General features: G+C 72.2%; 14 protein-coding genes. 4 read left to right on the plus strand and 10 right to left on the minus strand.

What is annotated here, in order from left to right:
- Positions 1 to 100: 100 nt before the first annotated feature.
- The 4 genes from ACFVHV_RS21805 to ACFVHV_RS21820 all read right to left on the minus strand — a co-directional run bounded on the left by ACFVHV_RS21805 (position 101) and on the right by ACFVHV_RS21820 (position 6,127).
- Positions 101 to 1,906: a CocE/NonD family hydrolase C-terminal non-catalytic domain-containing protein gene (locus tag ACFVHV_RS21805; protein WP_380352802.1), complete on the minus strand. Its 1,806-nt coding sequence runs from the start codon at positions 1,904 to 1,906 to the stop codon at positions 101 to 103.
- A 193-nt stretch (positions 1,907 to 2,099) separates the two neighbouring features.
- A complete protein-coding gene (locus ACFVHV_RS21810; RefSeq protein WP_380352803.1) occupies positions 2,100 to 3,326 on the minus strand; it encodes a putative PEP-binding protein in 1,227 nt (408 codons plus the stop codon).
- Entirely contained in the window at positions 3,327 to 5,315 is a 1,989-nt protein-coding gene (locus tag ACFVHV_RS21815; RefSeq protein ID WP_380352805.1) for an FAD/NAD(P)-binding protein, read from the minus strand.
- A 326-nt stretch (positions 5,316 to 5,641) separates the two neighbouring features.
- Positions 5,642 to 6,127 carry a ricin-type beta-trefoil lectin domain protein gene (locus ACFVHV_RS21820; RefSeq protein WP_359897685.1) on the minus strand — a complete coding sequence of 162 codons (486 nt, stop codon included), beginning with the start codon at positions 6,125 to 6,127 and terminating at the stop codon, positions 5,642 to 5,644.
- A gap of 200 nt (positions 6,128 to 6,327) precedes the next feature.
- Here ACFVHV_RS21820 and ACFVHV_RS21825 point away from each other — a divergent pair, with 200 nt between their 5' ends.
- Positions 6,328 to 7,431 carry a hypothetical protein gene (locus ACFVHV_RS21825; RefSeq protein WP_380352807.1) on the plus strand — a complete coding sequence of 368 codons (1,104 nt, stop codon included), beginning with the start codon at positions 6,328 to 6,330 and terminating at the stop codon, positions 7,429 to 7,431.
- A 33-nt stretch (positions 7,432 to 7,464) separates the two neighbouring features.
- On the plus strand, positions 7,465 to 8,331 hold the full coding sequence (locus ACFVHV_RS21830; RefSeq protein ID WP_380352809.1) for a DUF3592 domain-containing protein: 867 nt from the start codon (positions 7,465 to 7,467) through the stop codon (positions 8,329 to 8,331).
- Positions 8,332 to 8,464: 133 nt separating this feature from the next.
- Here ACFVHV_RS21830 and ACFVHV_RS21835 read toward each other — a convergent pair whose 3' ends face one another.
- On the minus strand, positions 8,465 to 8,848 hold the full coding sequence (locus ACFVHV_RS21835; protein WP_359897682.1) for a VOC family protein: 384 nt from the start codon (positions 8,846 to 8,848) through the stop codon (positions 8,465 to 8,467).
- Between the two features lie 171 nt (positions 8,849 to 9,019).
- On the opposite strand from ACFVHV_RS21835, the gene ACFVHV_RS21840 reads away from it, so the two are divergent.
- On the plus strand, positions 9,020 to 9,361 hold the full coding sequence (locus ACFVHV_RS21840) for an Ig-like domain-containing protein (protein WP_359897681.1): 342 nt from the start codon (positions 9,020 to 9,022) through the stop codon (positions 9,359 to 9,361).
- A 159-nt stretch (positions 9,362 to 9,520) separates the two neighbouring features.
- Here ACFVHV_RS21840 and ACFVHV_RS21845 read toward each other — a convergent pair whose 3' ends face one another.
- The 5 genes from ACFVHV_RS21845 to ACFVHV_RS21865 all read right to left on the minus strand — a co-directional run bounded on the left by ACFVHV_RS21845 (position 9,521) and on the right by ACFVHV_RS21865 (position 12,605).
- Positions 9,521 to 10,027 (minus strand): DUF2199 domain-containing protein, encoded by a 507-nt coding sequence (locus ACFVHV_RS21845; protein WP_380352811.1) that lies wholly within the window; start codon positions 10,025 to 10,027, stop codon positions 9,521 to 9,523.
- Between the two features lie 131 nt (positions 10,028 to 10,158).
- Positions 10,159 to 10,659 carry a GNAT family N-acetyltransferase gene (locus ACFVHV_RS21850; RefSeq protein ID WP_380352813.1) on the minus strand — a complete coding sequence of 167 codons (501 nt, stop codon included), beginning with the start codon at positions 10,657 to 10,659 and terminating at the stop codon, positions 10,159 to 10,161.
- A 23-nt stretch (positions 10,660 to 10,682) separates the two neighbouring features.
- The gene (locus ACFVHV_RS21855; RefSeq protein ID WP_380352814.1) at positions 10,683 to 11,099 is read right to left on the minus strand and encodes an arsenate reductase ArsC; all 417 of its coding nucleotides are present in this window, start codon (positions 11,097 to 11,099) and stop codon (positions 10,683 to 10,685) included.
- The gene (arsB, locus tag ACFVHV_RS21860; RefSeq protein ID WP_380352816.1) at positions 11,092 to 12,228 is read right to left on the minus strand and encodes an ACR3 family arsenite efflux transporter; all 1,137 of its coding nucleotides are present in this window, start codon (positions 12,226 to 12,228) and stop codon (positions 11,092 to 11,094) included. The genes ACFVHV_RS21855 and arsB overlap by 8 nt, the downstream gene beginning before the upstream one ends.
- Positions 12,225 to 12,605 (minus strand): metalloregulator ArsR/SmtB family transcription factor, encoded by a 381-nt coding sequence (locus ACFVHV_RS21865; protein WP_359897675.1) that lies wholly within the window; start codon positions 12,603 to 12,605, stop codon positions 12,225 to 12,227. The genes arsB and ACFVHV_RS21865 overlap by 4 nt, the downstream gene beginning before the upstream one ends.
- Before the next feature lie 159 nt (positions 12,606 to 12,764).
- Here ACFVHV_RS21865 and ACFVHV_RS21870 point away from each other — a divergent pair, with 159 nt between their 5' ends.
- Positions 12,765 to 13,202 (plus strand): ArsI/CadI family heavy metal resistance metalloenzyme, encoded by a 438-nt coding sequence (locus tag ACFVHV_RS21870; RefSeq protein ID WP_359897674.1) that lies wholly within the window; start codon positions 12,765 to 12,767, stop codon positions 13,200 to 13,202.
- The last annotated feature ends 111 nt before the right edge of the window (positions 13,203 to 13,313 follow it).

Genomic DNA, 13,313 nt, shown 5'->3' on the forward strand with positions numbered 1-13,313 from the left:
GTCAAGGTTCCTTGACCTCCGCTTGGGGTCCCCGCGCCGCCACTCGACTCCCCGCGGCCCGCCGCCGGACGGCGACGTGCCGCGGGGGCGACTCCGGGGTTCAGCCCAGCGGCAGCTCCAGGCGGGACTCGTTGCCGCTCGGCGAGCCGACGGTGACGGTGCCGCGCTCCGCGGCGTAGGAGTACAGCTGGTCACGGCTGTTGACGACCAGCGCCAGCCGGTGGCCGGTCGGCACGTCGTACGCGGCGGGCTGGAGCGTCCAGCCGACGGTGGTGTCCTTCCCGGGAGTCAGACCGAGCACGGTGTACGGCTCGTGGGTGACGATCCGCGCCGTACCGTCCGGGGCGACGTCGAACAGGTAGGCCACCAGGGTGGCGGCGTCCTCGGTGCTGCGCACGGTCAGCCGGACCTGCGCGGCGCCCCGGATCCGGCGGGCCGTCTCCCCCTGCCCGGTCAGCGGGTCGGTCGACCAGACCAGCAGGTTCTCCCGCTCGAACTCGGACAGCACGTACTTCCGGGGGTTGCCCGTCCACTCCTTCTGGCCGGTGTCCATCACGGCGTCCACCGCCGTCGCCCTGGTCTCCACGCCCGCGGTGAAGCTCCGCGACCAGCCGTCGTTCTGCTTGTCGGCCAGCGCGCCGTCACCGTCGCCGTTGACACCGGTGAGGTACCACGTCTCCTCGCCGGTGGTGACGTCCGCCCACGAGTCGCGCGACTCGCGGCGGGCGGCCTCGGTGATCCGGTTGCCGCCGCCCAGCACGGGCTTGGTCCTGTAGGTGAACATCACCTGGCTGGTCACCTGCTTGCGGTTCGGCGCCTCGTTGTCGGCGCCCAGCAGGTGGTGGTCCAGGAATTCGTAGGCCTCCCGGAGGGGATCCGCCAGGCCGGGGAACGGCAGGTGGGTCAGCAGGCCGGACATGCCGGCGCCCTCGGGCGCGCCGTGGTCGCCGATCCACAGGTTCAGCTGCTTGGGCACCGTCAGCCGGTTGTAGACGTCGATCACCGAGGAGGCCGGGAAGAGCGTCTCGTGCCAGGTGTTGGAGACGAAGGTCGGGATGCCCAGCCGGTTGGTCTCGCCGATGTACGTCTCCGGGGAGCGCCTGTTGCCCCAGGCGATCACGTCGTCGAGGTCGCGGTTCTGGTCGAACTTGTCGAGGATGTCCAGGGTCTCCGCGTCGAACTTGTCCTGCCTCTCCCCTCCGGTGAAGCCGACCAGCAGTTCAACGGCCTTGAGGTGCCGGGTGTCGTTGTCGTAGAGGCTGGCGGCCAGGTTGCCCCAGGTGCTCAGCGCGACCACGGCGGCCACCCGCTCGTCGGGGTCGTGCGCGGCGACCAGCTGGCTGATCCCGGAGCCGTAGGACACGCCGAGGAAGCCGACCTTGCGCGGTTCGCACCAGCCCTCCGCGTGGGTGATCACCTTCGCCCCGTCGGCCCAGTCGGCGGGCCCGGCGACGTCGACGCGGCCGCCGGAGGTGGAGATCCAGCCCGGGTAGCCGAGGCCCCGCGGGGTGTAGGCCAGGACGTGGTAGCCGCGCAGCGCCAGCTTGATGTAGCCGTAGACGAAGGGCAGCCAGCCGAGCGGGTTCCAGCCGGCCGGCACGATCACGACCGGGCGCGGCTCGTCGCCCCTCAGCCTGATGCGGAACGCCGACAGGCGGATGTCCTCCTCCACCTCGATCCCGGTGACGTCGACGTCGGCGATCTGCCGCACCTTGGCCACCAGCTCGGCCAGTTCCGGCGGGAGCTGTACCGTCCCGTCGCCCTGGGCGGCCGCCTGCAGGGCGTTGCCGAGGTCGATGACGGCCTGGTTGACGGTGGTGCCGGGCCCCCGGAGTCCGTTGTCGGCGACGTCGGCGAGCGTGGCCTCGGTGATCGCCGGGATCGGCTCTCCACTGACGCTGGTCATGCGAACCACCCTTCCGTGACGGATACTGTTCGCATCCTTGATCACGGCGGGCGAAACGAAACTGATGAGGCGTCAGATTCACTGAAATGGATGGATCACCGATCAACTCTTGTCTATGACAATAGAGTTGTAGTATCCGCGCCCGACCTCGCAGCGGGCGGGTGGCGGCCCTGACCGCCACCCGCCCGCCCGGTCAGGGCCGCGAGTCGAGCACCAGCTGCCGGAGTTCGGCGGTGCACATCATGTAGCCGTCCGGAGTGGGCACGTGGGCGAGGTAGTGGGCGAGGTCCGTGCCCAGCGCGAACACCTTCACCGGGGTCCCCGCGGCGCGGGCCGACTCCACCACCCTGCGCAGCCCGTCCAGGACGGCCGGGTGCCGGGTCTGGTAGGACTCCGCCACCAGGTGGTTGCCTCGGTCCGCGGCCAGGTAGAACTGCACCAGGTCCTTCACCCCGACGAACAGTTCGCTGGCGCCGGCGGCGCAGATCTCCGCCGTGGCGTGCACCGCCGCCGGTGTCTCGATGAACGCGGACAGCGGCACCCCGGCGGGCAGTTCGAGGTGCTTCCTGAGCTGGGCGAACTCCTCCGCGTCGTTGAGGAACGGGACGGAGAGGTGCACCCGGCCCGCGCCGTCGCCGAGCCGCTCGCGCAGCGAGCCGAGCATGGCGTGCAACGCCTCCCGGTAGGCGGTCGACCCCAGCAGCCAGCGTGCGCCGTGCAGGCCCAGCTCGGGGTTGGGCTCGACCGCGACCGGGGCCAGCTCGGTGACGCTGGCGGCGTGGTCGGAGCGGAGGTCGAGCATCCTCAGGATCAGCCGCTGGCCGGGCAGCAGCGCCTCGGTGAAGGCGCACAGCCGGTCGGCGAGCGCCCGCCCGTAGACCGCCGCTTCGGCCGGGCCGCCCTCCAGGGAGTCGAGCGGACTCAGGCCCGCCGCCAGGCAGAGGAACTCCTCCCGGATGAAGAAGCAGTCGACCCGCTTCGCGTCCGGCCCGCAGGAGTTGATCGCGCTGATGTCCTGGAGGTCCGCGATGACCGCGCACGCCGCGCCGAGGTCGGCCGGCGAGGGGACCCCGGCCCCGGCGTCCGCGTCGGCCCCGGCGCCCGCACCGGACTCGACGACGATCGACTCGCCGTCGAGGTCCAGCACCGCCTCGCCGACCAGGTCGTCGAGGTCCGCCTCGTCGACGCGGAGCACGGGAATTCCCCTGCCCCGGCAGAGCGACTGCATGTGGCCGGTCAGCCCGCCCGAACCGCAGACCACCGCGCGCGCCGCCACGATCGCCTCGTACAGGCCGGCGTCGAGGGAAGGGGCGACGAGGATGGATCCCTCGAGCGGATGTCTCGTGCGGTTGCAGGTGCCCCGCACTTCGCTCTGTGCACCACCGGTCAGCAGGGATCCCTGAATCCGTCGCCCGTCCACCTATTCCTCCTGTTCTTCGGCGGTCGCCATTCCCAGCTGTCGGCGCAGTTGTCGTGGTGTCACGGAGACATCGGTGAGTCGTTCGACCGCGGCCCGGTTGACGACCGCCCTCATCAGGCGGTCGTACCGGGCGGCATCCACCGCAGCGGCCGGACGTTCACCCATGGACCGGATACAGGCGTCCAGTCGGGAATCGAGCAGGTTCCGTTCAATTCGACCGCGCGAGGCCAATCTCCTGGCCTCCAGTACCACAGCGTCCTCGAATTCCCCCCGGGCCGCTTCCTCCAGATTGCCGACACCCCCGCGGCGACCGGCCACGCTTTCGGCCGTTCTTCCGGCCGTGCTTCCGGCCGTGCTTCGAGCCGGACTGCCCACCGAAGTCCACTCCGAAGTCCACTCCGAAGTCCGAGCCGAACTCCGCTCCGCGATCCGAGCCGAAACGTCCTCTTCCACTTCCAGTTGCTCGATCACGTGCGCGGCTACCGCGATCGAATGGTTCTTGATGGCAGCGAGATTGAAGGTGAACGCACCGGTCCGGCCGTTCCGCACGATCTCGTCGCCCTCGCGCAGCGCGCCGACCGCGGACACCGGGCCCGCCACCCCGCCGGGGCCCAGCAGCACCCCCCGTCCGTCGACCTCCAGGCCGCGCCCGGTGCGCGCGTGGGGCTCCGCGATCCCCCGCCGCAGGAGGTTCCGCCAGAGCGGCCGGTCGACCCTGCTGTAGTCCGACTCCCGGCCGAAGTTGGACACCACCAGGTCGGCCTCGATGGTGTGCTCCTCCTGCGGGGAGGCGACCGACACGGCCAGCCGGCCCGACTCCGCCGGCCTGACCGCCTCCACCTTGCCGACGACCAGCCGCACCGCTCCGTCCGCCGCGTGCAGGGCGCGCTCGACGACCGCCATCGTGTACTCCAGCACCCCGACCCGCAGCGCGGCCAGCGCGGTGCCGAACTCGTCCAGCAGGCCCCGCAGTTCCGCGGTGGGGATGCGCTCGATGGCCTCGGGGAGGTGCGGCTCCCACGCCTTGACCACCCGCTCGGCGACCACCACCGGGGAGACGTCGGGATGCTCCCGGACGACCGTCGAGCACGCCGTGTCCCACTCGGCCCGGATCCGGACGAGGAACTCCTCACGGTTCCGGTACGGCTCCAGCAGCGTCTTCGGACAGGGCAGGCGCAGCACCCCGTGCTCGTGGCCGCCGGGGTACGTCCGGAACATCGTCCCGGTCCTGGAGATCAGATGGATCCTCCCGGTGTGGCCCTGGCGCAGCAGCAGGCCCGCCGAGTCGTAGGCGCTCAGCACGGAGCCGACGATGGCGACCGTCGACTCGGACGGGAGCGAGACGAGCTTGCGGATTCCGGCCGCCGAGTAGGGGTTCCGCACGAAGGAGGCGTGGGTGCGGACCTCGGAGGCGAAGACGGGCTCCCGGAGTTCGAGGCCGGTCGCGAGGACGACCTGGTCGGCGCGGAGCACGGTCACCGCCGGACTCCGGTCGGCTTCGCCCCCGCGGCCCGACGACTGTTCGATCGTCACATCGACTCCGGTGGGCCGGACTTCCAGGTCGACCGCCTCGCCCTCCGCTTCGACGAGCACGACACCGGGAAGCGCTTCGCGCCTCGCCTCGGCCAGCCGGTCGCTCAGGTAGTCCTGGAAGATCCGCCGGGGCGCCGGCCCCTGCTCGACGAACCGGAGCCCGGCCCAGGGCTCCGGCCAGCCGCTGCGGTCGGCCTCGTGGTTGGCCCAGCGGACGAAGTCGAGGACGTCCTCGCGGAACACCGACATCCGGCCCGCCTGGATGTTGAACACGTAGTCCCAGGGGTTGCCGTCCCGGTGGTAGGCGACGCCCGCCGAGCGGTAGTCGGAGCGTCGTTCCAGCAGGACGATCTCCAGCGGTCTGCGCGCGAAGCAGAGCAGCCGGATGGCCGTGGCGGTGCCGGCCAGGCCCGCCCCGACTATGAGGACTCTTGGACGCGTACCCGTTCGACTCATGGTCAAGCCTCCGCATCGAAGGATGGGAACCCGGCTCTCCTGTCCCGAACGCCGGGCACGTGGTCTGCTGAGGAAGTGCGGCTCGGACGGAGCGACGCGCTGTCCGAAGTGCCCCAGGATCCTAGAACAGGTGATCCGCCGACCATGACGACTTGTCACGAAAGACGAGTTGGACCGGTACGCCGCGCTCGGCCGGGACTTCACCGCCGTGTACGACTGACGGCGGCGCGGCCGCGGCCCGGCCCCGACGCCGCTCGGCGTTGTTCGACGCCGTTCGGCACCGTTCGGCACCGTTCGGCGGCGGGCCGCGGCGGGGGAACCCTCCGTCACTTCTGGTACGGCGTCCACTCCTGGGCCGGGTTGTCGTCCAGCGGCTCCAGGGTGACCGGCTGGTTCGGACCGTTGGCCTGGAGGCCCGTGCGGCGGTCCTTGACGCTCTCGACGACGGTGCGCTCGGAGCCGATGTCGAAGATCCACCGCTGGGCGGGGTCGTTCGCGTTGCAGCCCTTCAGGGTCACGGGGTTCCCGACACCGTTGTCGGTGACGCACCGGTCGTAGTGGGTGCCCTTGATGCGGAAGCTGCCGTCGTCGAGCTGGCTGATCACCCAGTCCTGGAAGGTGAGTCGGGCGTCCCGGGTCCAGACCTCGCCGCCCTCGTACTCGTCGAGGTTGGTGCCGTCGCTCGACACCTGGAGGGACACGGCGACCGGGTCCCGCGGGGCGGCCGTGGCCGGGCCGCCGCCGAGGGCGGTGAGGCCGGCGAGGGCGACGGCGGCCGCGAGGACGACGGCGGGCTTCTGGGGGATTCGCACTGCTGCTCCTGGTTCGGGGGGTCGGGGGTTCACGGGCCGGCCGGTCGGAGCCGGTCCGCCGTGAAGTCAGGGGCAGGGCGGGCCGGTTGGGTCGGCGGCACGCGGGACGCCCCGACCGATTCCGGCGTTTCACTGGGACGGCGCAAGCTTGTCGGCTCCGGGCCTGTCCGCCGTCGCTCCCGCCCGGCACAATCACCGGTATGACGATCACCACCGGTGCGCCGCCCACGCGCAACACGCCGGTCGCCCTCGCCCGCGGCTTCCTGACCGGAGGCGTGATCGGAGGATCGCTCGCCGCGATGGTCGTCGGCGTCGTCGTCGACGAGCCGGCGCTGTTCGTCGCCGGCCTGGGCCTTCCCATCGCCTACGGCCTGCTGCTCCTCCTCGCCGGCCTGCCGCGACGGGCCCGGGAGGCGGCCGTCGTCCCGCAGACGGCGCTCGCGATGATCGAGAGCCTGGACGTCCCGACGGGCGAGGTGACCGACCGGGCGGTGCGGTTCGACCTCACCGTCGTGCCGGACGAAGGCCCGGCGTTCCGGGTGGAGTTCACCCAGGACATCCACGTCGCCGACCTCCCCGACTACCGGCCGCGCGGCGTCCTGGTGGTCCGCTACCCGCCGGACCGGCCGGCAGCCGTGCGCATCGTGAAGCGGCCGACCCCGGAGTGGGAGGAGCGGGCGGCCGGGGCACTGCTCGACTCCGCGCCCGCCTCGACCAAGGTGAGCGAACCGTCCGACAGCTGCGCCGTCCCCTTCCTCGGGTTCCTCGGTCTGCTGCTCGCCGCGGCGGCCGTCGTCCTCCTGTTCCGGGTGGACCTGTTCGAGGACGAACCCGCCGGCCCGCCGTCCTCCTCCGCGAGCCCCTCGGCCTCGGCCTCCGCCTCCTCGTCGTGGTCGACCAAGGTGGTGACGGCCGGGTCCGGCACCGTCGTGCTCGGCCCCGGGCAGTCCTTCCTCGACGAAGGCGAGTTGGGGCGGGCCGTCAACTCGTTGACGCGGAACGGCGAAGCGGGCCCGGTGACGACCCTGCAGGTGACGGACAGCCTGCTGGCGCTGACGTTCTCCTCGACCGACTCGAAGGCCCGGGAGTTCGATCCGCTGTCACTGCCCTACGAGCGGTTCCCGGCCCTGGTCGACGAGGCCAGGACCACCCTCGGCGTCCACGCCCCGCAGGCCTGGAGCATCACCGTCCTCCGCACCAACGGCCCCGTCACCATCACGGTCACCGTGGCCGGGCCCGGGGGCGCCGCAGTGCTGGAGGCGGACGGACAGGGCCGGGTGCTGCGGCGCACCTCGGCGCACTGAACCACGGACAGGACGGACGGGAGCGGGGCGCACATGAACTGGCACGGAATCCTGGCCCTGTGGTGCGGGGTGTTCGGCGCCGTGGCGCTGGTCGGGTACGGCCGGTCGCTGGCCGGCCTGACCAAGGCGCAGCGGGCCGTACGGGTGAAAGGGCGGATCGAACGGGTGGGGGAGCCGCGCAACGGGAGCTCCCCGAACGACGGGATAGCGGTGGTCGTCCGCTTCCAGGACCCGTCCACCGGCGAGGAGTTCGTCGTCACCAACGACAGCGGGACCGGCGACCGGATCAGCACGGCCTGGGTGGGCCGGGAGGTCGGGATCCGCTACCCGCGCGGGAGGCCGCACGCCTTCCGGTTCGTCAGCGACCTCCAGGCGGGGCGGCGGGGGCTCGCCTGGCCCCACACCGCGGTGTTCCTGATCTACGTCGGGCTGGTGGTCGTCCTCTCGATCGACCGGGGCTGGCCGTGGGCCCTGGTCGCGACCTGCGGTCCGGCCACCGTCCTCGGCGCGTTCTACCTGCCCGGGGAGAAGCAGACGACGAAGAAGCGGCTCGCCGAGTTGTCCGCCATGCTGCCCGTCCCTGGGCGGGTCGTCGCCGTCCTCAGGAACGTCGAGAGCGACGGGGAGGGCGGCACCCAGAGCAGCCGGACGCCGGTCGTCGCCTTCACCACCGAGGAAGGGACGGCCGTCACCGCCTACTACCCCTCGGGCCTGCCGGACTCCGCCGTCCCGGTCGGCGGGGACCTCACGATCCACTACTCCCCCGCCGACCCGGCCGACTTCACGCCGGACCTCGCGGCCACCCGCCGGTCCGTGGCGGGGAACGTCGGCTGCGCGGTGACGGTCCTGGTCGTCGCCGCGGCGACGACCGTCACGGGCGTGGTCCTGCTCCGCCTGTAGCGCTCGACGGCCCGCCAACGGCCCATCGCCGGAGGGGCGGTGGGCCGTCGAGGGGGCTCCGCGTGCGCGCCGCCGTCCGTCCCGCCGTCCGCACCGCCCCGGCTCCGTGCGCGCGTGGCCCGCCCCGGCACCCTCAGGGGTGCGCGGCCGCCCGGTCGGAGTCGCTGCGCAGCACGCAGAACTCGTTGCCCTCGGGATCGGCGAGGACCGCCCAACCCGAACCGTCGGGGTTCCGGTGGTCGCCGACGAGGGCGGCGCCGAGGCCGAGCAGCCGCTCCACCTCCTGGTCGCGCGAGGTCTCGGGCCGCAGGCACAGGTGGACCCGGTTCTTGACCGTCTTCGCCTCGGGCACCTGGTTGAAGTACAGGACCGGGCCCTCCGCCAGCAGCACCTGGGTCTCGTGGTCCCCCGGCCGGCAGTCGGGGTCCAGCGGCCTGCCGGTCACACCGCTCCAGAAGCGCGCCAGCCCATAGGCGTCCGCGCAGTCGATCGCCACGTTCTGCAGTACCGAAACCATGCGCGCGAGTCTCCCCGATCCCCGCCCCGAACTCCACCGGGTTGTCCCGGTTTCCCGCCCGTGCGGCCCGGGCTGCCCGTGCGGCCCGGGCGGCGTCACGGCCCGCGTGCAAGCCGTCACGGACGTGCCTACGGTGGAGGTAGTAGCCCAGAGCATCCGGGAGGTTACACCATGACTTCCGAGAAGAAGCCAGTCCAGCTCACAGCACGTACGGTCAGCGGCCACGTGGTCGCCCACGCCCCGATCAGCGGCGACTTCGAGGCCACGCTGACCGACACGGACGGCAAGCCGATCGTGGGGCGGGAGATCACCTTCTACAGCACGGCGAGCGGCCAGCGGGTCGGCTCCGCGACCACCGACCAGAGCGGGATCGCCAAGCTGAACTCCGGATCCAAGATCCTCGACCCGGTCATCGTCGCCAGCACCCTCGCCACCGGCTGCGAAGCCCGGTTCGAGGGCGACGACGAGTACCAGGCGGCCTCCGCCCACGCCGGCACCGCGGTCGGCGTCTGACACACCTCGACCGGCCGTGCGCGCACCGGCCGGCCACGGCACCGCGCGGCATGCACCGCGCACCGCGAACCGCGCGCTGCGCACTGCGCACCGTGGCCGGCTGTTGCGTACCGTCGGCGGGAAGCAGCGGCCCGGGGACGGTCGGCGAGCCGGAGGCCGTCAGCCCCGAAGGAGCAGGTCAGCGAATTCCCGCACGCGGCCGGTGGTGATCCCTTCGCGCTGCTCGACCGCGAGGGGATGATCGGTCGGTTCCAGTTCGATCAGCGGACGCCGGCCGACCGCGCGGGTGTGGACGTGGGTCTTGAGCAGGAGGGTCGAGTCCGGATAGACGGGCAGCTCGGAGGAGAGCCAGCCGAAGTACGGGGGCTCCTGCTCCCGTGCCGGGTCGTCCCACAGGTCGTGCGTCCGGGCGAAGTTCTGCTCGCTCAAGGAGACCCACACGCCCCACGAGAACGTGTCGCCGCTGTCACGCACCGGTATCTCGATCAGGCCGTGGACGTAGAAGTGCCGGCCCTTGACCACGCACTGGTCGGCGGTCAGCTCGCTGTCCCGGCGCCGGGAGTACCGCGGCTTCCAGCCCACCGGCGCCGGAGCCCCGTAGGACAGCGGCGGGCCGTCGTGGCGTTCCGCGCAGCACGCGCACGTGTGGTGGTCGTCGGCAGTCATGGTGCGAGCCTAACGGGCTGGTCAGAGGCGGTTCGGGGGTGGTCCGGCAAGCGGTCCGGCGGGCCGTTCGGCAAGCGGTCCGGCGGGCCGTTCGGCAAGCGGTCCGGCGGGCCGTTCGGTCAGCGGTCCGGTCAGCCGACCGCCGGGCTGCGGCGCTCCAGGAGGACCACGTCGCGCCAACGCCCGTGGTGCCGGCCGATCCGCTCGCGCGTCCCGATCACCCTGAACCCGGCCCTGGCGTGCAGGGCGAGACCGGCCGTGTTCTCCGGGAAGATCCCGGACTGGATCGTCCAGATCCCGGCCCGCTCGGTGGAGGCGATCAGCGCCTCCAGGAGGGCGGCGCCGACGCCCCGCCCCCGCGCGTCGGGATGGACGTAGACGGAGTGCTCGACCACCCCCGCGTACGCGCTCCGCTCCGACACCCGCGCCACCGCGGCCCAGCCGAGCACCCGGTCGAACCCGTCGAACCTGTCGAACCTGTCGAACCCGTCGAGGGCGACGAGGCGGTGCTCGGCCATGCGAGCCGCGTCGAACGCCTCCCAACTCGGCACGCCGGTCTCGAAGGTGGCGTCGCCGCCGTCGATGCCCGACCGGTAGATCTCCAGGACCTGCGCGGCGTGCGCCGGGGTCATCGCGGCGACGTTCACCACCCCGCTCACACGGCGGCCTCGATGCCGAGTTCCGCCATCAGGGCGCGGACACGCTGCTCGATCGCGTCGCGGATCGGGCGGACGGCGTCGACGCCCTGGCCCGCCGGGTCCGCCAACTGCCAGTCCAGGTAGCGCTTTCCGGGGAAGTACGGGCAGGCGTCGCCACAGCCCATGGTGATCACCACGTCCGAGGCCCGGACCGCCTCGACGGTGAGCACCTTGGGCGTCCCGGCGGAGAGGTCGATCCCCACCTCGGCCATCGCCCGGACCACGGCCGGGTTGACGGAGTCGGCGGGCGCCGACCCGGCCGACCGGACCTCGACCCGGTCCCCGCCGAGCCGGGTGAGGAAGGCGGCGGCCATCTGGGAGCGGCCGGCGTTGTGCACGCAGACGAACAGCACGGACGGCTTGGACTCAGACACGGGCGGAACCTTCGGGTTCGGGGGCGGTGGTGGAGGTGGTGGGGGTGGGGGTGGGGGTGGGGGTGGCGGGCCGGGGGAAGTACCGGCGGGCGGCGAGGGCCACGTGGACGAGGCCGATCAGGACGGGCACCTCGATCAGCGGGCCGACCACTCCGGCGAGGGCCTGGCCGCTCGCGGCGCCGAAGGTGGCGATGGCGACGGCGATGGCCAGTTCGAAGTTGTTGCCCGCCGCGGTGAACGCGAGGGTGGTGGCGCGCGGGTGGTCCAGTCCCACCGCGCGGCCCAGCGCCAGGGAACCGGCCCACATGACGGCGAAGTAGACCAGCAGCGGCAGCGCGATCCGGGCGACGTCCAGGGGCTGCGCGGTGATGGCGCGGCCCTGGAGCGCGAACAGGACGACGATCGTGAACAGCAGCCCGTACAGCGCGAACGGGCCGATGCGCGGCAGCAGCGCCGTCTCGTACCAGGCACGGCCGCGGGCCTTCTCGCCCAGGCGGCGGGTGAGGTAGCCGGCGGCGAGCGGGATGCCGAGGAAGATCAGCACGCTGCGGGCGATCTCCCACACCGGGACGTCGAGCGCGGTCCGCTCCAGGCCGAGCCACCCGGGCAGCACGGACAGGTAGAACCAGCCCAGCGCGCCGAAGGCGACCACCTGGAAGAGCGAGTTCAGGGCGACGAGGACGGCGGCGGCCTCCCGGTCGCCGCCGGCCAGGTCGTTCCAGATGATCACCATGGCGATGCAGCGGGCGAGGCCGACGACGATCAGCCCGGTGCGGTACTCCGGCAGGTCGGGCAGCAGGAGCCAGGCGAGGGCGAACATCAGGGCGGGCCCGACGAGCCAGTTCAGCAGCAGGGAGGGGAGCAGCAGGCGGCGGTCGCGGGTGACGGTGTCCAGGCGGTCGTAGCGGACCTTGGCGAGCACCGGGTACATCATCACCAGCAGGCCGAGCGCGATCGGCAGGGAGACGCCGGTGACGGTCACCTTCGCGAGCGCGTCGCCCAGACCGGGGACGAGCCGGCCCAGGCCGATGCCGAGGACCATCGCGGCGAGGATCCACAGCGCGAGGTAGCGGTCGGTGAACGACAGCCGGCCGGCCACCGGGGCGGGCGCCCCCGCTTCGGCGCTCACTCGGCGGCGCCGAGGGACGCCCGGCGGGTGAGGATGCCCGCGAGGCGGTCGGTCGTCTCGGGGACCAGCCGGTAGTACACCCAGGTGCCGCGGCGCTCGGAGTCGATCAGCCCGGCCTGCCGCAGCAGCTTCAGGTGGTGGGAGATCGTCGGCTGGGACAGGTCGAAGGCCGGCGTCAGGTCGCAGACGCACACCTCGCCTCCGGCGCCGGAGGCGATCATCGACAGCAGCCGCAGCCGCACCGGATCGCCCAAGGCCTTGAAGAGCGGCGCCAGTTCGGCGGCCTGGTCAGCGTCCAGCGGGGCGCTCAGCAGCCGGGGGCAGCAGCCGTCCGCGGCGTCGTCCCGATCGAGCAGCGGGAGTTCCTGTTTCGACATGCTTCTATGTTGACGAATATCGATCCAGAGTGCAAGGTTGAATCGACAGATATCGATACAGACTCGTTCGGTCCTTTGCTCCCTTCCAGCCCTTTGCTCCCTTCGAGCCCTTCGAGCCCTTCGAGCCCTTCCAGCCCTTCCAGCCCGTTGGAGGCCACCGTGTCCCGTGTCCAGCTCGCCCTGCGCGTCGCCGACCTCGAAGGCTCCATCGCCTTCTACTCCAAGCTCTTCGGCACCGAGCCCGCCAAGCGCCGCCCCGGCTACGCCAACTTCGCCGTCACCGAGCCCCCGCTGAAGCTCGTCCTCATCGAGGGCGAGCCCGGCGAGGACACCCGCCTCGACCACCTCGGCGTCGAGGTCGCCTCCACCGAGCAGGTCACCGCCGCCACCACCCGCCTGCGCGAGGCCGGCCTCGCCACCTTCGAGGAGAACGACACCTCCTGCTGCTACGCCGTCCAGGACAAGGTCTGGGTGACCGCCCCCGGCAAGGAGCCCTGGGAGGTCTACGTCGTCAAGGCCGACGCCGACAGCCTCGGCAAGAGCGCCGCCGGCGCACCGGAGGCCTGCTGCACGGGCACCGGCGAGGCGTCCCGCTGAACCGCCCGGAGTGGGGATTCGGCCCCGCCCGCGTCCCACACCGCCACCCCGGCCCCCCTCCATCGACCCCCGGCTTACGCGCGTCGGACCAGCGCCACAAACACCGCCACC

This window comes from Kitasatospora sp. NPDC127116 (genome assembly GCF_042677365.1).
Lineage (GTDB): Bacteria > Actinomycetota > Actinomycetes > Streptomycetales > Streptomycetaceae > Kitasatospora > Kitasatospora lactacystinica.

Coding starts and splice junctions, on each gene's coding strand:
- ACFVHV_RS21850 (WP_380352813.1), bottom strand. CDS start 10,659: ATGACCCCGGCGCACGCCGCGCAGGTCCTGGAGATCTACCGGTCGGGC.
- ACFVHV_RS21845 (WP_380352811.1), bottom strand. CDS start 10,027: ATGACTGCCGACGACCACCACACGTGCGCGTGCTGCGCGGAACGCCAC.
- ACFVHV_RS21825 (WP_380352807.1), top strand. CDS start 6,328: ATGACGATCACCACCGGTGCGCCGCCCACGCGCAACACGCCGGTCGCC.
- ACFVHV_RS21835 (WP_359897682.1), bottom strand. CDS start 8,848: ATGGTTTCGGTACTGCAGAACGTGGCGATCGACTGCGCGGACGCCTAT.
- ACFVHV_RS21840 (WP_359897681.1), top strand. CDS start 9,020: ATGACTTCCGAGAAGAAGCCAGTCCAGCTCACAGCACGTACGGTCAGC.
- ACFVHV_RS21805 (WP_380352802.1), bottom strand. CDS start 1,906: ATGACCAGCGTCAGTGGAGAGCCGATCCCGGCGATCACCGAGGCCACG.
- ACFVHV_RS21815 (WP_380352805.1), bottom strand. CDS start 5,315: ATGAGTCGAACGGGTACGCGTCCAAGAGTCCTCATAGTCGGGGCGGGC.
- ACFVHV_RS21865 (WP_359897675.1), bottom strand. CDS start 12,605: ATGTCGAAACAGGAACTCCCGCTGCTCGATCGGGACGACGCCGCGGAC.
- ACFVHV_RS21830 (WP_380352809.1), top strand. CDS start 7,465: ATGAACTGGCACGGAATCCTGGCCCTGTGGTGCGGGGTGTTCGGCGCC.